Origin of the sequence: Bacillus sp. FSL W8-0223 (assembly GCF_038006805.1) — a bacterium.
Classification (GTDB): Bacteria; Bacillota; Bacilli; order Bacillales; family DSM-4216; genus Bacillus_O; species Bacillus_O smithii.
This window is the reverse complement of the sequence record NZ_JBBOVX010000001.1, coordinates 2,757,538-2,777,159: the sequence shown is the minus strand read 5'-3', so window position 1 is coordinate 2,777,159 and position 19,622 is coordinate 2,757,538. Positions and strand designations below refer to the sequence as shown.

Annotated in this window: 14 protein-coding genes and 1 other annotated feature (1 of these 15 running past the window's edge); of the genes, 10 read left to right on the top strand and 4 right to left on the bottom strand. The window is 40.3% G+C overall.

The features are described from left to right. Positions 1-189 (top strand) — a binding site (T-box leader) (it extends 22 nt beyond the left edge of the window). A gap of 59 nt (positions 190-248) precedes the next feature. Next, entirely contained in the window at positions 249-1,505 is a 1,257-nt protein-coding gene (tyrS, locus tag NST81_RS13360; protein WP_327797785.1) for a tyrosine--tRNA ligase, read from the top strand. Between the two features lie 176 nt (positions 1,506-1,681). Here tyrS and rpsD read toward each other — a convergent pair whose 3' ends face one another. Further along, complete coding sequence (rpsD, locus tag NST81_RS13355; protein ID WP_003355671.1) at positions 1,682-2,284, bottom strand: 30S ribosomal protein S4; 603 nt, start codon at positions 2,282-2,284, stop codon at positions 1,682-1,684. A gap of 980 nt (positions 2,285-3,264) precedes the next feature. Between rpsD and NST81_RS13350 the strand changes: the two genes are divergently transcribed. After that, on the top strand, positions 3,265-5,094 hold the full coding sequence (locus NST81_RS13350; RefSeq protein ID WP_341030065.1) for a sensor domain-containing diguanylate cyclase: 1,830 nt from the start codon (positions 3,265-3,267) through the stop codon (positions 5,092-5,094). 72 nt (positions 5,095-5,166) lie between these two features. Here NST81_RS13350 and NST81_RS13345 read toward each other — a convergent pair whose 3' ends face one another. After that, positions 5,167-5,652 carry a GAF domain-containing protein gene (locus NST81_RS13345; protein WP_341030497.1) on the bottom strand — a complete coding sequence of 162 codons (486 nt, stop codon included), beginning with the start codon at positions 5,650-5,652 and terminating at the stop codon, positions 5,167-5,169. A gap of 312 nt (positions 5,653-5,964) precedes the next feature. Between NST81_RS13345 and refZ the strand changes: the two genes are divergently transcribed. Then, positions 5,965-6,612, top strand: a complete 648-nt coding sequence (refZ, locus tag NST81_RS13340) for a forespore capture DNA-binding protein RefZ (RefSeq protein WP_003355667.1) — start codon at positions 5,965-5,967, stop codon at positions 6,610-6,612. Here the strand turns inward: refZ and hisJ are convergent. Beyond that, on the bottom strand, positions 6,605-7,432 hold the full coding sequence (gene hisJ / locus NST81_RS13335; RefSeq protein WP_341030064.1) for a histidinol-phosphatase HisJ: 828 nt from the start codon (positions 7,430-7,432) through the stop codon (positions 6,605-6,607). The two genes, refZ and hisJ, sit on opposite strands and share 8 nt — an antisense overlap. A gap of 649 nt (positions 7,433-8,081) precedes the next feature. On the opposite strand from hisJ, the gene ezrA reads away from it, so the two are divergent. From ezrA to rarD, 7 genes are all read left to right on the top strand, one after another. Continuing rightward, positions 8,082-9,779, top strand: a complete 1,698-nt coding sequence (gene ezrA, locus NST81_RS13330; protein WP_341030063.1) for a septation ring formation regulator EzrA — start codon at positions 8,082-8,084, stop codon at positions 9,777-9,779. Positions 9,780-9,991: 212 nt separating this feature from the next. Continuing rightward, a complete protein-coding gene (locus tag NST81_RS13325) occupies positions 9,992-11,134 on the top strand; it encodes a cysteine desulfurase family protein (RefSeq protein WP_341030062.1) in 1,143 nt (380 codons plus the stop codon). Positions 11,135-11,136: 2 nt separating this feature from the next. Next, positions 11,137-12,339: a tRNA uracil 4-sulfurtransferase ThiI gene (thiI, locus tag NST81_RS13320; protein WP_048623834.1), complete on the top strand. Its 1,203-nt coding sequence runs from the start codon at positions 11,137-11,139 to the stop codon at positions 12,337-12,339. Positions 12,340-12,413: 74 nt separating this feature from the next. Then, on the top strand, positions 12,414-12,617 hold the full coding sequence (locus NST81_RS13315; RefSeq protein ID WP_003355662.1) for an alpha/beta-type small acid-soluble spore protein: 204 nt from the start codon (positions 12,414-12,416) through the stop codon (positions 12,615-12,617). A gap of 382 nt (positions 12,618-12,999) precedes the next feature. Continuing rightward, positions 13,000-14,586, top strand: coding sequence for an acyl-CoA synthetase MbcS (gene mbcS, locus NST81_RS13310; RefSeq protein WP_327824322.1), 1,587 nt, complete (start codon positions 13,000-13,002; stop codon positions 14,584-14,586). A gap of 66 nt (positions 14,587-14,652) precedes the next feature. Further along, positions 14,653-16,224, top strand: coding sequence for an amidohydrolase (locus NST81_RS13305; protein ID WP_341030061.1), 1,572 nt, complete (start codon positions 14,653-14,655; stop codon positions 16,222-16,224). Between the two features lie 129 nt (positions 16,225-16,353). Next, the gene (gene rarD, locus NST81_RS13300) at positions 16,354-17,289 is read left to right on the top strand and encodes an EamA family transporter RarD (RefSeq protein ID WP_327824324.1); all 936 of its coding nucleotides are present in this window, start codon (positions 16,354-16,356) and stop codon (positions 17,287-17,289) included. 1,009 nt (positions 17,290-18,298) lie between these two features. Here the strand turns inward: rarD and NST81_RS13295 are convergent. After that, positions 18,299-19,495 (bottom strand): MFS transporter, encoded by a 1,197-nt coding sequence (locus NST81_RS13295; RefSeq protein WP_341030060.1) that lies wholly within the window; start codon positions 19,493-19,495, stop codon positions 18,299-18,301. Positions 19,496-19,622 lie beyond the last annotated feature (127 nt).

Sequence of the window (19,622 nt, the reverse complement as noted above, 5' to 3'; positions counted from 1 at the left end):
GTAGTTCGCTGTCTTTGCTTTCAGAGAGTCGGTGGATGGTGCAAACCGATACATGCAGTTGAACGAATTACCTCCCGGAGCTTTTGCCGTGAAAAGGAGAGTAGCGGCAAACGGTCTAAACCGTTAGCAATCAATGAGTGGAGAAGCAATTCTCAATTTGGGTGGTACCGCGCGAACAGCGTCCCTGCTTTTTTAGCAGGGACTTTTTTGCGTTTGGAAAAAATTTCTTGATCAAAGGAGGAACAACGGTGAATTTACTGGAAGAATTACAGTGGAGAGGGATCATTTACCAACAAACAGATGAACAGGATATTAAGGAGCTTCTTGAAAACGAAAAGATTTCGCTATATTGCGGAGTGGATCCAACGGCCGACAGTCTGCATATTGGACATTTGCTTCCGTTTTTGACACTTCGTCGTTTTCAACAGCACGGGCACCGACCGATTGTGCTGATCGGTGGAGCAACGGGGATGATTGGCGATCCAAGCGGGAAAAAAGAAGAACGCAAACTTCAAACGATTGAAACGGTTCAAGAAAATGTAAAAGGGTTGAAAAAACAATTAGAGAAAATTTTTGATTTTGATGGATCCAACGGAGCGGTGCTCGTCAATAATTATGACTGGACAAGTACGATGAACGTCATTACGTTCTTGCGTGATTATGGAAAATACATCGGCATCAATTACATGCTGGCAAAAGATACGATCGCTTCCCGCCTAGAAACCGGTATTTCGTTTACAGAGTTCAGCTACACGATTTTGCAAGGGATCGACTTTTTGCATTTGTTCGATGAGTATCAATGTAAATTACAAATCGGCGGAAGCGACCAATGGGGCAACATTACAACCGGATTGGAATTAATCCGAAAGATTCATGACGGAGCAAAAGCGTATGGTTTAACGATCCCGCTTGTGACGAAAGCAGATGGCACAAAATTCGGGAAAACAGAAAACGGTGCAGTTTGGCTGGATCCGGAAAAGACCTCTCCTTATGAATTCTATCAATTTTGGATTAACACAGCGGATGAAGATGTAGTGAAATACTTAAAATACTTTACGTTCCTGACAAAAGAAGAAATTGAGGATTTGGAACAATCATTGAAAAAAGAGCCGCATTTGCGCAAAGCTCAAAAAGCGCTTGCGGAAGAAATGACCCGCCTTATTCATGGCCAAGAGGCGCTCAATCAAGCGATTCGCATTTCAGAATCGTTATTCAGCGGAGATATTAAACAATTATCAGCAGAAGAGATTAAACAAGGATTTAAAGATGTCCCTTCCTATGAAGTGAAGGAAACTCAAGAACTGGGTTTGGTTGATTTATTAGTCCAAGCAAAAATTTCTCCATCGAAACGCCAGGCTCGCGAAGATATTCAAAATGGAGCCATCTATATCAACGGAGAAAGAGTCACGGATACAAGCTATCAATTAACGGAAAATGACCGTATTGAGGGCCAGTTTACGATTGTCCGCAGAGGGAAAAAGAAATACTTTTTAATTAAATACTAAGAATAAAAACAGCGTCCTAAAAAGTCATGGGACGCTGTTTCTGTTATATGAATACGGATGTTAAAAGCTTTTTTCCTCAAAAGAGAAGAGATTCTTTCATTGAGGAATCGAAAAAAACGGGGAACCGACGAGCGAAGAAATGAAAAAAGAGCCTAAACAGGCTCTTTTTAAATTGATTAACGAGAGTAGAACTCAACGATAAGAGATTCGTTAATTTCAGCAGGAAGCTCAGAACGTTCTGGAAGACGAGTATAAGTTCCTTCTAATTTATCAGCATCAAAAGTTAAATATTCAGGAACGTAGTTGTTAGCTTCCACGGATTCTTTAATAATGTCAAGGTTGCGAGATTTTTCGCGAACACCGATGGTTTGCCCCGGACGAACTTGGTAAGATGGAATATCTACGCGGCTTCCATCTACAAGAATATGACCGTGGTTAACAAGCTGACGAGCTTGGCGGCGAGTACGCGCTAAACCGAGACGATAAACAAGATTGTCAAGACGGGATTCCAGCAAAATCATGAAGTTTTCACCGTGAACCCCTTTCATTTTGCCAGCTTTTACGAACAGATTACGGAATTGACGTTCATTTACTCCGTACATATGGCGTAATTTTTGTTTTTCTTGCAATTGAAGACCATATTCGGAAAGTTTTCTACGTTGGTTTGGACCATGTTGTCCAGGAGCATATGGGCGTTTTTCTAATTCTTTCCCCGTTCCGCTTAAGGAAATGCCAAGGCGACGGGAAATTTTCCATGTAGGGCCAGTGTAACGAGCCATGGAAAAACTCCTCCTTTATTTTATTTTGTTGTAAAATAAAAAACAGGCGTGAGACAGCAATTTTGGCCATTTTGTTTTCATGCACCATCGCCCCAGCAGCTAAGGGTTACGCGATGCACCTCATCCAAGATTTATTCTCATTGGATGTGAGGAACAAAATGAACGCAAAAATGTGTTCACAAAGGCTGCTTACTTTATTTTACACAAACCTCATTATATGTCGTCTTGTTGTGTGAGTCAAGGGCGTTTTAAGAAAAAGGTGAAAGTTGATGGATGGCGAAAAGAAAGTGGGAGCACTGATTTCAGAATAAGGCATTGAAACGGAATCATCAAAAGTTTGCTTCAAAAGGATAGGATCAGCCTGCGAAATGAACTTGGAGTATCATTAAAATCGAAACAATGATTTCATAAGCAGCTGTGCTGAAATGAGTGTTTCTAATATGAAAATGAGAAAGACTGCCAAACTGCTTGCTTGAATCTGATCAATGAATTTTTTATTCCTCCTGTTTCTCTTTTCTGTTTTTGCATCCCCGACTAACTATTTTTATTGTCTTAATTAAAATTCGAGAGGAAGATAAAACTTATTTATTAGTGAAATAGTCATTTCTTTTTTCATATTTATGGAATTAAGGTAGTAAAAAAATAATAAATCAGGACAATGGAAAAAGTTTGAATAATATATATAATAATCTTTTTTTCTATGCTATACTATAAAGGATTGATTTGAAAATAATGCAAGGTGATTAAATTTATTTAATATTCCGAAAAATATTTAATTAAAAATCGTTTTGTATGATTGACATGGATCTAAATGAGGAAAATTTTATAGTTGGAAGGTACGAGTTTCAAAACCTTTACGTCAGTTGACGCAACATGATTGAAATGGAAACCGGGAATCCTTCCTTTTAAGCGTGCAGAGCTGTGTGGAGCTTTGCAGCCGCTGCAAAATCAATTGGATGGGAAACACAGGTGATTAAAGGATGGACGAAATCTTTTTGAAAAATATGATGACTTTGTACAAAGCGAAACTATATGAGCTTATCGTGGACCCGGATGAACAAAATGTTCAACAAAAATGGCTGAAATCTGTTTCTGACATTTTAAAGTCAGAAAAATTCCATTTTTTGGGCAAAAGTTCGATGCAAACCGTTTCAAATGAACAGCGGAAAGAGATCGAGCATCTGTTTGAAAATAAACGATGGGTACAACGGGATATCCTGGATGTCAGTCGCTGCTATTCCGAATATTCGTTTGGCGTCCAGTTTCTTTGTGAACATGAAGTCTATGGCTGTTTATTTGTAAAAACTCCTTTGGAAGAAAAAATCACCGAAAGGTTTTTAAAAGAATTTACGGAAGAAAGCCATCGTTTTTTTCAACGTTATGCCTTTGTTTCTTCCATCTCGAATGGGGAAAAATTTTATAAAGAATTGTTTCAAGCAACAAAAAGATTTCATTCTTCAATGAATATTGAATGTGTATTAAACGAAATGGTGGACACCCTCAAACGCGTTTTTCCTCATTATTTTTATTCGTTAAATCTTACCATTGATAAAAATGACATAGAATTGCCCGTCCATTTATTTGAAATGGAAAATACTCGCTCTATGGCGATGGAAGCGTATGTAAGCGGCGAAGTAAAAGTGGAGCACTTAACGCAAGCAAACAAAAGTGTTTTATATGTCCCTATAAAAGGAAAGCAAGGGGTGTACGGACTTTTAAAAGTCGATTGTCCGCTTTTTCAATTGAACAACGAAAGAATTGAGTTTATTCGGCTGCTTGTGGAAACAGGTGGAAGCGCTTTGGAAAATGCCAAGCTTTATCAGCAATCGAGACGATTTATTGCCGATTTGCAGCTTATCAACGAAACATCGCGGCAGTTGAATTCCAATTTGCGCTTTTCCGATACTATATTGTTTTTGCAGTCCAAAATCCTTTCCTCCTTTGGAGCTTCTGCTTGCGGATTCATTTTTATAGAAAAAGATGGCTATAAAGTATTGGAAGGAAGCTCCCCGATTTTTTTGGATGAATCGGGAAAAATGTACATATCGTATGTAGGAAAGAGAATGGAAGAAGAAAAAGATTCGATATTTATTGGGGACATAGCCAGAAAAATAACGGATAGAAAATTTCCATATCGTTCATTAATGGCTGTCCCCATGTTTGAAAGCGACATGCTAAAAGGATTTTGCATTGTATTGAAAGACAGCGCCTATGGATTTACGTTTGATATGTATAAATTGCTGCAGTCCTTGATTTATCATTCCACATTGGCTTTGACCAATTCTCTTTTAAGAGAGGAACTTGAACGTCTTGTGATTACCGATTATTTAACGAATTTATATTCCCGAAACTATTTGGAGTCAAAGATGAGCGAGTCGCTGCAGAACGACGAACAAGGGAGCTTTCTTCTGATCGATATTGATGATTTTAAAAAAATCAATGACACGTACGGACATCAAGTAGGGGATGAGGTCATCGTTCAAGTGGCCAAAATTATTCAATCTGTCTCCGGTCAAAAAGGAATAGCTGCAAGATGGGGCGGAGAGGAGCTGTCTATCTATTTTCCTCATTTGACTGTGAATGAAGCAGAGAAACTTTCACAAAGGATAGTAGTAGAAGTGGAAGAAAAGACGAATCCGAAAGTGACGGTTTCTTGCGGAATGTCTCGATGGTACAAAGGAAGTGGAGAAGACGTAGAATCGTTGTTTAAAAAAGCCGACCAAGCACTGTACGTTTCGAAAGCAACCGGCAAAAACAAAATGACCATTAGTTATCATAGTGAAAACGACAGCAAAATGCCTTTTTCATAACAAGTCGGGATGAGGCGGATTCCAAATAAAATTTAGAATCCGCCTCTTTTTTTGAAAGCAAACAAGCCTTTCTTATAAAAATTCCACTAAAGCATGAACAAATTGTTCCAACATGCTTTGATCGATCTCATCAAAACGATTGATAATCGGACTGTCGATATCGAGAACACCGATTAACTGTCCCGCTTTAATCATCGGAACGACTATTTCCGATTGGGAAGCGGCATCACAGGCGATATGGCCGGGAAATTGATGGACATCTTCTACGCGGATGGTTTTTCGTTCTGCTGCGACTGTTCCGCAAACCCCTTTTCCGAGCGGGATGCGGACGCAGGCCGGCAGTCCTTGAAACGGTCCGAGGACAAGTTCATTTTTTTCTTGTTCATATAAATAAAAACCGACCCAATTTATTTCTTTAAGAAATTGATTTAATAAAGCGGAAGCATTGCTTAAATTGGCGATTCTGTTCGTTTCGGACTCCATCAAGGCTTTCAATTGTTTGATGACGAGTTGATACTGCTCTTCTTTAGAGCCTTTGTACGTTTCTGCTTGAAACATCATGATCACCCTTCTCTCTGAAAATTCACGTCGATTCTGAAAGAAAATGTCGATAAAATTATAAAGGATTTTTACGTATGAATCCGAAATTTGATAAAGAATAAGTTTTACAGCTTTGATAGGTTGCAGACATAATCAATGGGCACGTCACCGTCATTCGCATCCTTGCAACAAAGAGAATCCCCGATTTCTCAAACGGGAAAGGCAAACAGTCAAAAAACAGAAAATTCTGATCGATCAATGAAATCAAAAATCCCAGTTTTTGTTTTGTCCTAAACATCGCGATCAATTAAGGAGAGAAGAGGGAAGAAAATGAACGCAACATTAAAGGAAACGAAAGAATTAATTATGGACGCAGCCATTGTTCTTTTTAATACAAAAGGCTATGACGGAACCGGGGTAAGGGACATAGCCAAAAAAGCGAAAGTGAACCCAGCGAATATCTCCTATTATTTTAAAGGAAAACAAGGATTATTGGAAGCGTGTTTAACCCAATTTTTTGAAGGCTATTTGTCTTGTCTGGAAGAAAAAGTATTTTTACTTGAAATGGCGCCCCCGGATGAATGTTTAAAACAAGGCTTGAAAAGCATACTTTCGTTTCAAAGAGAAAATCATTTATTGACTCGTTTTGTCTGGAGGGAAGTGTCTATTGACTCCCAAATCTCACGTGAAATTATTGCATCCTATTTAGTGAAGGAAAAATATCTTTTTCATTTGATTCTGGAACAAGGAATCAAAGAGGGAATTTTCGCCAATCTGCCGGAAAGTTTAGTGATCATTCAATTAAAATCGCTGCTGACGATGCCGTTTTTACAAAGTCAATATTTGCGGGAGGTTTGGCACACATTCCCTCAAGAAAAATATTTTGTTGAAAAATACATGATCATGATCGAGCGTTGGATCGACTCAACGTTATGCTCCTTGCAAGAAACGCGTCATTTTGACAGAAAAATTATTTGACTGTTTTGCCGGAGCCGTCCTCAAGAAGAGAAAAGATCATCTTTTTTCTGCCTTGGCCAAGATCCTTTGCTTGATGGGCGTCTGATCCATAAATAAGAGGGATGCCCATTTCAGCTGCTTTCAAAGCGATGTCATTCGACGGGTATGGTTCCAGACAATCCGGTTTGTGGACGCCTGCACCGTTGTAATCTAAGGAAAAGCTATTTTTCTTTACAGCCGATAAAATCGATTCAATCATATGGTCAAAAGATTTTCGGCAAGGAAATTTGTTTTGAAATTTGCGAACAAGCGTGACATGGCCGATTCTTGCCGGGCGATATGGGCCAAGATCTGCCGCTGTGGATTTTAATACCGTCTCGTAATAGCATTCATATGTCTTTTCAACGGAGCCGAAAACATCAACGATCTTTCCAAAGAGCTCAGCGCTGTAGTCAAGGCAGTACCACTCATTCCCTTTTTTTAGAAAGTGGACGGATAAAATGGCATCATCCAAAAGCGGCCCGTATCGATTCAAAAATTCTTTTGTTTTTTGCTCGTACCCCTCGATGTAATCCACTTCCAGTCCAATTTGGATATCAATGATCCCTTTATATTTCTTTTTCCATTCGGAAACTTCTTCTATGTAATCATCGATTTGGCCGGGATCCATACCGCTGTCTTTCGTCGGAGTCGTATCAATAAATCCGTCCGGAAGCGGGGCGTGTTCGGTAAAGGTTATTTTTTCAAAGCCAAGAGAAATGGCTGTTTCTATGTACGACTCGAAAGAATCATTGGTTCCGTGCGGGCAATAAGGAGTGTGAATATGACCATCGACCCTCATAAATAGTATTTCTCCTTTCAAATGCTCGAATTTATGATGGAAATAAGCTAAAATAAAGATTAGAAACGAAACCTTTATTATAATTGATCGGCAAAGTCAATTTTAATGAGAGAATCGAAAGTCGGATCCTCGATGAAAAGATATTTCTTTCGTATGAATAAAAGTGTATCAAATTTTTGAGTTTCCTGGTAAAAAATTAGAATTTATTTGTCAAAAAAGATCATTCACATGGTATCATATTTACATTAAGATATTTTTACGATAAAACGATGAACTATCCGTAACGGATCCTTGTTGGGTGAAGGGACAAGGATAAGTTATATACATATAAGAGCAGCGTTTGCCTTTGAATCAAAATATCTCACGGCGGGATTTGGCGGAAGGCAGAGAGCCGGAAGGGATTTTGTAACAGAGGCTTAAGCCGCAGAAGGATTAATAAAAAAGTGAGGCGACTGAAGGTGCGACAAGCACAAGACAGCTTGCGAGGTGGCGGTGTTTCAACCACCACAACAAGATGGGGGTTGACCTCGAGCACCTGGGAGCCACAACTGGATTAGTCCGTCCCCCTCTTTTACAGGCGGGAAATTATGGACAATAAAGCGGGGTTTATTTAGAGAAAGTACGGCATATGTGGAACAGGGGGCTTACGATGGAGTTCGTCATCGGCACATTCTTATTGATCATCATAATGGTCACAATAGGTTTCTTAATGAAAAGAAAAAAGTATCAAGTTGTAGATCAATTGGACAAACGCAAAATCGAAATTATGAATCGACCTGTAGCGGATGAATTGAAAAAAGTAAAAAAATTAAATATGACTGGACAAACGGAAGAATTATTTGAACGGTGGCGTCAAACATGGGATGAAATCATTACGACGGAGTTGCCGGCAATCGATGAAAAGCTGATAGATGCCGAGAGTTGCATTGACAAATACCGTTTTCGAAAAGCACAAGAAATCATGAGACAAATTGAAGAAAATTTGGACAGTGCAGAGGAGAAAATTGATAATTTATTGCAAGAGCTGAATGAACTAGTAGGCAGTGAAGAAAAGAACCGCAGAGATATGGAAGAGATAAAAGAAAAATATCGTTCCGCTCGAAAAAGACTGCTTGCTCATCGTCATACATACGGAAAAACCGCACCTATATTGGAAATAAAGCTTGATAGTCTGTCCTCTCAATTCGATCAATTTGAAGAACTGACCGCTGAGGGGAACTATTTGGAAGCAAGAGAGCTTGTATTGAATCTGAAAGAAGAAATGGCGGATTTGCTGCATAAGATGGAGCGTATACCGGTGCTGATTCCGGAATGCACAAGCTTGCTTCCTTCCCAGCTGGATGAGCTTGAAGAAGGATATAAAGAAATGGAAGAGCAAGGGTATATTCTTAATCATTTGCAGCTTGATAAAGAAATTGCGAGAATCCGGAAAGAGCTGGATCTTTATAAAGATTTAATCGCGAAAACCGAAATTCAAGAAGTAGAAGATTCGTTGAACGAGACGAGGGAAAATATTGACCTTCTGTATGAATTGTTGGAAAAAGAAGTGAAAGCAAAGCATGACATAATCCAAAACAACAACCAAACATTTGAGCTACTGCAAAAACTGAAAAAAAACAACAGAAAACTGAAAGAAGAAACCCAACTTGTTCAAGAAAGTTATCATTTAGTAGACGAACAAATTGATGTGCCAAAGAAATTAGATAAAGAATTGTCTCTGTTGGAGAAACGGTATGAAATCGTGTCCAGTAAAATATTTGCCAAACAGTCTGCTTATTCGCTGTTGAACGATGATTTAATGGAGATTCGAAAAAGCATTGAATCGCTTCAAGAAGAGCAGGAGAGATTTGTGGAGTTTTTAGGGAACTTGCGAAAAGATGAATTAGCCGCTAGAGATAAATTGAAAGAATTGAGAAGAATGATTCACGAATCCCATCGTAAAGTGGCGAAAAGCAATGTGCCCGGCTTGCCGGATTCCTATAAATCATTGATGGAGGATGCATCAGAACGAATCAATGAGGTCATTCAGTGCCTTCAAATGAAGCCGTTGAACATGAACCAAGTTCAAGACAAGCTGGAACTGGCTGTGGAAGCGGTGGAAGTTCTCAATCAAAAAACAGATGAATTGATTGAACAGGTGTTTTTGGCGGAAAAAGTCATCCAGTATGGTAATCGTTATCGGAGCCAATATCCGAACGTTCGGGAAAAACTGATAGAAGCGGAAAAAGCTTTTAGAAATTATGAATTCAGCGAGGCGCTTGAGCAAGCTGCAGCTGCAGTGGAAAAAGTGGATCCTCAATTTTTGAAAAAACTATCGGATCTATTGAATATGGATGGTAAAGACTAAAGAAAGCGGCTGATTCAAATGGATTTGGCCTCCCCATTTAAGAACAGGCTTAGATTGTGGGGAAGAGTTCGAATCTTACTTTGAATCGTCTGCTTTCTTTTTTTCTGTCTTTTAGAATGATAAGCTGCTTTCTTTCTGATTGTTCCCTATTTCAGGCTATGTTATTATTAGTATTTGAGTGTGAGAAATCATTCACAGAGAAGGTGTGAATTATGATTTACTTCGATAACAGTGCCACAACAAAACCATATAAGGAAGTAATGGAGTCATTTTTAAAAATAAATGAGAATTTTTATGCGAATCCGTCTTCCCTCCATTCTTTTGGAGGACAAGCGGAAAAATTATTGACTGAAGCGAGAAAGCAGATTGCTTCTTTGCTTCGTTGCAAACCAAGTGAAGTGTTTTTCACTTCCGGCGGAACAGAATCGAATAATTTGGCGATTAAGGGGACTGCGTTGCAATACCGCCATCGAGGAAACCATATTATCACGACTTCGATTGAGCATCCTTCCGTGCACAATGCATGCAAGCAGTTGGAGGATCTTGGCTTTGAAGTCACTTATTTGCCTGTGGATAAAAAAGGAATGGTTCGAGTGGAAGATGTGGAAAAAGCGATTCGGCCGGAAACCATTCTCGTTTCCGTTATGCATGTCAACAATGAAATTGGGTCTATACAACCGGTCGAAGAAATTGGAAAAATATTGAAAAATTTCCCGAAAATTTTCTTCCATGTTGACCATGTTCAAGGAGCGGGGAAAATTCCTTTGCCTCTGTCTGACGGAATCATTGATTTCTGTTCTATTTCCGCACACAAATTCCACGGTTTAAAAGGAACCGGCATTCTTTATATAAAAGAAGGCATTCGAATTTCGCCGCTATTTTCAGGAGGAAGCCAAGAAAAAAATGTGCGAAGCGGAACTGAAAACACCGGTGGGATTGTTGCCATGGCAAAAGCTTTGCGAATGACCATGGAAAAGCAAAAGACGGCTTTGAAAGAAATGGAAAATATTCGCCGTTATTTATTCAAGAGTTTGCGCTCTATAGAAGACGTCACGATTTATTCTCCGGATTCCGGGGCGCCTCATATCATTAATTTTGCCATATCCGGTGTTCGAGGCGAAGTGCTCGTTCATGCGCTGGAATCAAAAGGGATCTTTCTGTCGACTACAAGTGCTTGTTCTTCGCGGCAAAATCAGCCGAGCCGTACATTACTGGCTATGGGAGTACCGGAAAAAGAGGCAGATTTCAGCGTTCGCATCAGTTTATCGTATGAAAACACAATGGAAGAGGCAAAAGAATTTATCACGACGTTAAAAGAATTATTGCCTACGATTACGAAAACAAAGAGGAGATGACCATGATTTACGATCGCGTGTTAATTCGATACGGGGAGCTGTCGACAAAAGGCAGAAACCGAAATGTTTTTGTGACGAAACTGAAAAAAAATATAAAAGATATCATGAAAAATGAAGGGAATATCCAAATTCAGGCAGGAAGAGACCGCATGTATCTTCTTCTAAATGAGGCTTCCTATGAAAGAATCAAAGAAAAACTATCGAATGTTTTCGGAATTCAATCGTTTAGCCCGGTAGTACGGACGGAGAAGAACATCGAAAAAGTCAAAGAAGCAGCGCTTACGCTCGTTAAAGCCAATTTTTCGCCTGGGAATACGTTTAAAATTAATGCAAGACGTTCGGATAAGACGTTTGAAATCGATTCCCAGGAAATGAACTCTGTTTTGGGGGCTCACATTTTAAAAAACATAGACGGAATTAAGGTCGACGTGAAGCATCCTGATATTGAACTTTTAGTAGAGGTTCGAAAAGAGGGCGTATTTTTATCCTGCGAGTGGGTCAAAGGAGCTGGAGGACTTCCGGCCGGTGTAAGCGGAAAAGCAATGTTGCTGTTGTCGGGGGGAATTGACAGCCCTGTTGCAGGTTACATGATGATGAAACGGGGAGTAGAAATAGAGGCTGTTCACTTTTTTAGTCCTCCTTACACAAGCGAACGAGCTAAGCAAAAAGTCATTGATTTGGCGAAAAAATTAACATCCTTTGGTGGAACCATTAAACTTCATATTGTTCCGTTTACAGAAATCCAGCAAAAAATCCATGAAACGGTTCCGGCTAATTACACGATGACTTCGACAAGAAGATTTATGTTAACCATTGCGGATGAAATCCGGAAGAAAAACGGCGGACTTGCACTTGTCACTGGGGAAAGCTTGGGACAAGTAGCCAGTCAAACAATGGAAAGTATGCTGGCCATCAATGATGTGACCAGTACACCCGTTCTAAGACCGCTCATTGCCATGGATAAACTGGAAATTATTGAAATCTCTCGAAAAATTGGAACGCATGATATATCCATTCTTCCTTATGAAGATTGTTGCACTATTTTTACACCGCCTTCTCCAAAGACAAAACCAAAATTGGAAAGGGTGGAACACTACGAAAGCTTTTTTGATTTTGAACCTTATGTAAGAGAAGCGGTTGAAAAAACAGAAACGCTCTTGATCAGCGAAGAGTTTGAATCGAAAGAGTTTCAAGACCTATTTTGACGTATTGTGAACTGCATCGGGAATAAAGCGGACCGATTATGCACATTTTAATGAATACAGGGAGGTGAAAATGGATGGCTAGAAATAATCGGTCTAACCAGCTTTTAGTTCCCGGTGTAGAAAATGCTCTTGAACAAATGAAGGCAGAAATCGCGCAAGAATTTGGTGTGCAGCTTGGGCCGGATGCAACAGCACGCGCCAACGGTTCTGTCGGTGGAGAAATGACAAAACGATTAATCCAAATGGCAGAACAGCAGTTAAACGGTTTATCAAGATAAAGATACTATTTCCTTCGATAAAATGATTTTTCAATAAGAGCCATAAATAAATGGAAGCGTCAAACTTTAGAAGCAAGGGGAAACCCTTGCTTCTTTCTGTTCGAAACTTTGCAGTCAGTTTACAATACCCGATCGAAAATTTGATTCAAATTGTGTGGATCATTTTGATATAATGGATCTATGTGAAAAGACAAGCAGTGATAGGTACTTTAGAAGGGTCTTTTTTTATACGTAAGTGTTTATCGTGAAAGGAGCTCTTCATGAAAAAGCGAGGCGAATGCGAGCCTGCCAAATACTTCTGGCGAAAGGCCTCATGATTATGCCCCGCTCCTAAAAAGGCGAAAGCCGGGAGTAGCTAGCAAGATTAAGGAGGGATCTCTGGATGAAAAGAGAGGATTTGTTGGCGCCAGAAAAATACAATATCGTAATGGAATTCGAAAAATATGCTTCCGATCCAAAAAAAGTGGCGATCAAATGGGAAAATGAAAATGGAGATACAAGAGAAATTACATATAGACAATTGATTCAAAACGCCAATCGAATTGGAAATGCCTTTTTGAGTCGAGGCTTGAAAAAAGGGGACATTATTTTAGTCATGACCCCACGCTTAATTGAAGCTTATGAAATTTATACGGCTGCTCTAAAGACGGGATTAGTCGTGGTTCCTTGTTCGGAAATGCTAAGAACGAAAGATTTGAACTATCGTATTGAACATGGAGATGTAAAAGCCGTTGTTTCTTATCATTCCCTTGTCGGGGAATTTGAAAAAACAGAGAAGTTTATAGAGGGAAAATTGCTGCCGTTTGTATTTGGCGGAAAACGCGAAGGATGGCTGTCTTTAGAAGAAGAAGCGGAAAAACAGTCTGATTCATTGGAAATGGCCGATACACGAAGTGATGATATGGCCTTTTTGCCTTATACTTCGGGAACGACCGGAAATCCTAAAGGGGTTGTTCATACTCATGGATGGGGCTATGCGCATTTAAAAACGGCAGCTCCTAATTGGCTGTGCATTGGAAAAGACGATATCGTATGGGCTACAGCTGGACCGGGCTGGCAAAAGTGGATTTGGAGCCCATTTTTGTCCGTTCTTGGGTCAGGAGCAACAGGACTTGTCTATAATGGCCGATTCAATCCGAAGAAATTTTTACACCTTTTGGAAAAATATAAAGTCAATGTGCTATGTTGTACACCGACTGAGTATCGATTAATGGCGAAAGTCGACAATTTGGGCGATTATCGTCTTGATCATCTACACAGTGCTGTTTCTGCAGGAGAGCCTTTGAACAGAAAAGTCATTGATATCTTTAAAAAACAATTTGGAATTTATGTCCGCGATGGTTATGGACAAACGGAGAGCACTCTTCTCGTCGGTGTGACGAAGGACATGGAGATTCGTCCGGGATCCATGGGAAAACCAACGCCTGGAAACCACGTGGAAATTATTGATGACGACGGGAATCCTTGTCCACCTGGCGTAGTAGGCGATATTGCCGTCCATGTGTCAACTCCGGCTTTGTTTAAACAATATTATAAAGATCCGGAAAGAACGGCTAAGCATTTTCGAGGCGAGTACTATATTACCGGGGACAGAGCCAAAAAAGACGAGGATGGATATTTTTGGTTCGAGGGTCGCGGCGATGACATTATTATCAGTTCCGGCTATACCATTGGCCCGTTTGAAGTGGAAGATGCTCTCGTTAAGCATCCGTATGTCAAAGAATGCGCTGTTGTGGCGAGTCCTGACGAGGTAAGAGGGAATGTAGTAAAAGCTTTTGTCATCTTAAAAGAAGGAGTGGACAAAAACGATCCTAACTTAATTCCCCGGTTGCAAGAACACGTGAAAAAAGTGACGGCTCCATACAAATATCCGAGAAAAATTGAATTTGTGGATGAACTGCCTAAAACGGCTTCAGGCAAGATCAGACGGGTGGAGTTAAGAAACAAAGAGCTACAAGCATTGAGCTAAGCTTGAAGAAAAACAGGCGGCACAAGCTGCCTGTTTTCCATTTTGTTCAAAAGGAAGGAATCCGATATGAAAACCCTTTGGCATAATGGAAAGATTTTTACGATGAATAAAGAAAACGAAACATGTGAAGCAGTTGTGACAGAAAATGGAACGATCTTATTTGCCGGTTCAAAGAAGGAAGCGGAGTTGTGTCATGCCCCTTTTGACCGCACCATTTCACTGGATGGTGCCGTAATGTTTCCGGGATTTGTCGATAGCCATATGCATTTGCTGGGTCTGGGAGAAAAACTCGATCGACTGGATTTCACCGAGATGAAATCCAAGAGAGACGTTTTAGCTGCTGTCAAAGAAAAAATTTCTTCTCTAAAAGAAGGCGAATGGCTGATCGGTGAAGGATGGGATGAAAGTCGCTGGTCGACAGGCGAAATATTGACAAAAGACGATCTTGATCAAATTTCAGACACGATTCCAATTCTTTTAAAAAAGGTGTGCCGACACACGGTTGTAGCGAATACCCCAGCTTTAAAGAAAGCGGGGATTGATGAAACATCTGTTGATCCTGAAGGTGGGAAAATCGAACGGGATGAGGACGGACGATTAACAGGAATCTTAAAAGATCGCGCCATTGACAGAATGTTTCAGACGCTTCCCGAGTATACAAATGACGACTTGAAGAAAATTCTCGAAACAGGGATTCAACATTGTTGGGAGAATGGATTGACAGGAGCCCACACGGAAGACTTGAATTATTATGGAGATTTTTGGCGGACGTATCGCGCTTTTGAGCACGTGATTCATCGAAGCAACCGGAAATTCCGGACCCATTTATTAGTGCATCATGAAGTTATAGATGTATGGAGGAAAGCGGGATTTGACTTTTTATTTGGCACTCCATTTTTGGAATTCGGAGCTATGAAAATTTTTGCTGATGGCTCTTTGGGCAGCCGAACCGCTTTATTAAGTTCGCCATATCAAGACGATCCGGAAACGAACGGTTTGGAAATCCATCCTAATGGCCAGTTGGTCGAAATGGTAAAAAAAGCGCGAGAAATGGGGCTGCCGGTTGCTGTTCATGCCATTGGCGACTTAGCTGTGGAGCGGGTATTGGATGTAGTGGAACAATATCCATCGGCGAAAGGAAAAAGAGACAGGATTATTCATGCAAATATTTTGCGACATGATTTAATCGCAAGACTAAAACAACAAAACCATCTTATACTCGATATTCAGCCTGGTTTTATTCGTTCCGATGTTTCCTATACAGGACGTTTGCCGGAATGTCTGCAGCAGTACGTATCTCCGTGGAAAACGATCTTAACAGAAGGGATACATTGTGCCGGCGGCTCGGATGCTCCTATTGAAGACGTGAATCCTTTTAAGCACATTGGCGCTGTCGTAGAAAGAGCCGATGGCCGTACGGATGAGAATCTAACTGTCTATGAAGCCATCTCGCTTTACACAAAAGGAAGTGCTTTTGCTTGTCATCACGAACACGATCGAGGCAAGATACAAAGAGGATACAAAGCTGATTTTACCATTGTGGATCGTGATGTATTCCATATTTCTCAAGAGGAGATTTCAAAAACGAAAGCAGTAATGACGGTGATAGACGATGAGATCGTTTATACTGCTTACTAGACCTATATTCAAACGGGTGAACGGCTTTTTAGTGAAAATCAACTGATTCGCCCAAGTCTTGTTAGGAAATTTATCAGTTGGGAAAATAAACATCGATATTATATCATTGGACAGAAGGGGGAGACAGGGATGAAAAAAGACGAGAAATTGGGGATTGTATACGCAGGGCTTTCGTACTTGCTATGGGGATTGTTCCCTCTTTATTGGAAATTGCTGAAGCAAGTTCCCGCTTATGAAATTTTAGCGAACCGGATTTTTTGGTCTTTTCTATTTATGCTTGTTTTTCTATTGGTCACAAAGAAATGGTCGTTGTTTCGTCAAACGTTCCGGCAGCTTATTCAACAGCCAAAAATGGGGCTGACATTATTTTTCGCATCCGTGCTGATCAGTGCCAATTGGTTTTTATACATTTGGGCCGTCAATCAAAATCATATCATTGAAACAAGTTTAGGGTACTACATTAACCCGCTTGTGAGCGTACTGTTAGGCGTTTTGATATTAAAAGAAAAACTGTCAAAAGCTCAAGTAGTATCTTTTCTTTTGGCGCTTACTGGCGTTTTAATCCTTACGATTTCGTATGGAAAATTTCCATGGGTGGCCCTTGGGTTGGCTGTCACCTTTGGATTGTATGGTTTGGCCAAAAAAGTAGTCAAAGTCGAATCCGCAACGGGGTTAACGCTTGAAACGCTGTTGATTACTCCATTTTCGCTGCTATTTTTACTGTATTTAAATAGCAATGGTGAATTGATGCTATTCCACCAAAGTGTGGCGACCGATCTTTTGCTTATTGGCGGTGGAATTGTCACGGCAGTTCCTCTTTTGTATTTTGCCAAAGGTGCTCAGCGGATTCCTTTATATATGATTGGATTTTTGCAATACGTTACGCCCACAATGTCTCTGTTGATAGGGATTTTTATTTATCATGAACCATTTTCGACGATCAAATTCATTTCCTTTACATTCATATGGGCGGCGCTTTTTGTTTTTTCATTATCACAAATTCGCTTCTTTCATAGAAATGGAAAGAATCCAAAAAGAAAAAGTGAGATTCCTGTTGAAAACTAGAAAATCAATGAAGGAGAGCCTTGGCTCTTCTTTTTTGACATTCATCTAAGTATTAAATAGGGAAGTCTACATTTTCGTATAAAATCCAAAAGTTCTTTCGACTATGTCGAAAGAACTTTTTTAAAAAGAACGGAACAAAGGAACATCATGAGAAGGTATGATCAGTCAGGAGGATGGACCGAAAAGATTCCAACTCTTGTTCTATTCAATTTTTTCTTCTTGGAAAAGTGATCACGCAAAAGGGATTGGTGACTCTTGGCCAATCCTTTTTATGTGCGCCCGGCATGTACATGAACTATAGGGTGTAAGTCCCGAACCCCGAAGACAGAAGTAGAGGTTAGCCAAGAGCAAGGGTGTCCGTGGTGACGCGGAATCTGAAGGAAGCTGGAGGCAAAACACCGGTCCGAGGAACACGAACCTCATATAAGGCTAGGTATGATTGAGTGAGTTTGCATAACAAAACAAAGCTCTTTCTGTCGAAGGTCATATCGAGTAAATGAGGCGGATAGATGGTGTGAAAGTGCATGTACTTACCCGGGGAGGTCTGGCGGATATGTGAAGTACTCTTCATAACCTACTTAGTGATAAGTAGCTGAACCGTCAGAAGTCAGCAGAGGTCATAGTATTAGTTGGTCTAGAACAACTAAGAAGGACCGAACAATTAAGAGAGAATAGCCCTTGGTATTCAGTGAGTCATGATGAACACAGAAAACGTAGTACCTCACTTGAGGGAGGAAGCGGTGAATCCCGTGGGAGACCTCTTGGAGGGTGGAGTGACCACTGGCATAAAGAGAACAGCTATTCACGGAAGTTATAAAGACTTGCGTCAATTATCTTAATTGAACCGCCGTATACGGAACCGTACGTACGGTGGTGTGAGAGGACGGGAGTTAATCGCTCCCTCCTACTCGATAAAAGGTCTAAGAAGAATTTTTAACCAATATGGTTCAAACAGCGATAGGAATTTTTTCAGCGCTCTTTGATTACGTTGTGAAATTGGCTTTATCGTTCAGGAAGCTTTTTTGATGGTTTTATCCTTATGTTTGTTTATGACAAAAGTAAATGTATATATCATGATTAACAAAAGTATAGGAAGAACACTATATGCATACATGGTGTGGTATCCGGTTGAGTTGGCCACAACCCCTAATCCGGAGGAGCCAATCGCTATACCAAGATCCATGGAAGAGAAGAACATGGCGTTGGCAGTCCCTTTTTTGTCTTGCGCCACTCTGCTTACAGCCAGTGCTTGGAGGGAAGGCTGAATAACTCCATATCCAAGGCCGTAAAAGAAACCTGCTATTAATAAGGTCGCCGTATTATAAGTGAAATATAATAACATTAGACCGATAATGCCTGCCATTGCGGCAGGATAAATAAGTACTTTATGTCCAAAATGATCATACAGGCGGCCCGAAATGGGACGTATCACAGTCATAACGATGGCATTGGTCAGAAAGAAAAGAGAAACCGTTCCACCCAGATTCGCTTCTTTTCCTAATTCATTCATGAAACTCACGACACCGCCAAGAGAAATAAAGTAACAAACAATTAATAAACAAGGCAAAAGGGCTTGTTTGTCGAAAGCATATTGAATAAGTGACTGTGCTTGGCTATTTGTCGGTTTGCCGTCCGTCTTTGAAGAGCTTTTGATTGAAAAGCTGAGAATGAGAATAATGGCTGTAAACAACACAGATAAAAAGATAAGAACATGAAATGAGAAGGCTGCCATCAATGACAATGCCAGCATAGGTCCCAAACTTGTTCCTAGGCTGGTGGAAAGCCCGTAGTAGCCAATCCCTTCTCCAAGACGATGATTCGGAATAATATTGGTTGCCATGGTGGACAACAGAGTTGTGATGATTCCAAAACCGATGCCATGGAAAACTCTCAAAAGGAGAAGGATCGGAACGGATTCCAATTTATAGCTTAATGCGATTGCCAACAGGACGAAGATGAGCGAAAAAATCGCCATCCGCTTCACATTCAGTTTATGCATCAGTATTCCGATAAACGGGCGTGTTACAATCGCCGCTGCCATAAAGGCAGTGGTCATCAAGCCTCCTTGTGCAGGGTTATGTTTAATATCCGAAATGAAGGCGGGATAGCCTGCTGTCAGCATTTGGAGGCAAATAAAAAAGAGAAATGCCATTAATAAGATGACGATAAATTGTTTTGTCCACAATTTTGAGGACTGATGATCCATTGTGATTCCTTCTTTCTATTCTAATTATTCCCTGATGTGTACTATTTTAAATGAAACGATGCATAAAAGCTTCATAAAATCCGTAAACTCAGATTTATGTGTTGGCAAATTCAGTGAAATGGACGAA

What these genes read in the sequence shown, in the direction of transcription:
- NST81_RS13350 (WP_341030065.1), top strand. Translation starts at nt 3,265, where the DNA reads ATGGACGAAATCTTTTTGAAAAATATGATGACTTTGTACAAAGCGAAA.
- hisJ (WP_341030064.1), bottom strand. Translation starts at nt 7,432, where the DNA reads ATGAGGGTCGATGGTCATATTCACACTCCTTATTGCCCGCACGGAACC.
- NST81_RS13315 (WP_003355662.1), top strand. Translation starts at nt 12,414, where the DNA reads ATGGCTAGAAATAATCGGTCTAACCAGCTTTTAGTTCCCGGTGTAGAA.
- rarD (WP_327824324.1), top strand. Translation starts at nt 16,354, where the DNA reads ATGAAAAAAGACGAGAAATTGGGGATTGTATACGCAGGGCTTTCGTAC.
- NST81_RS13345 (WP_341030497.1), bottom strand. Translation starts at nt 5,652, where the DNA reads ATGTTTCAAGCAGAAACGTACAAAGGCTCTAAAGAAGAGCAGTATCAA.
- refZ (WP_003355667.1), top strand. Translation starts at nt 5,965, where the DNA reads ATGAACGCAACATTAAAGGAAACGAAAGAATTAATTATGGACGCAGCC.
- NST81_RS13295 (WP_341030060.1), bottom strand. Translation starts at nt 19,495, where the DNA reads ATGGATCATCAGTCCTCAAAATTGTGGACAAAACAATTTATCGTCATC.
- rpsD (WP_003355671.1), bottom strand. Translation starts at nt 2,284, where the DNA reads ATGGCTCGTTACACTGGCCCTACATGGAAAATTTCCCGTCGCCTTGGC.
- NST81_RS13305 (WP_341030061.1), top strand. Translation starts at nt 14,653, where the DNA reads ATGAAAACCCTTTGGCATAATGGAAAGATTTTTACGATGAATAAAGAA.
- ezrA (WP_341030063.1), top strand. Translation starts at nt 8,082, where the DNA reads ATGGAGTTCGTCATCGGCACATTCTTATTGATCATCATAATGGTCACA.
- mbcS (WP_327824322.1), top strand. Translation starts at nt 13,000, where the DNA reads ATGAAAAGAGAGGATTTGTTGGCGCCAGAAAAATACAATATCGTAATG.
- thiI (WP_048623834.1), top strand. Translation starts at nt 11,137, where the DNA reads ATGATTTACGATCGCGTGTTAATTCGATACGGGGAGCTGTCGACAAAA.
- NST81_RS13325 (WP_341030062.1), top strand. Translation starts at nt 9,992, where the DNA reads ATGATTTACTTCGATAACAGTGCCACAACAAAACCATATAAGGAAGTA.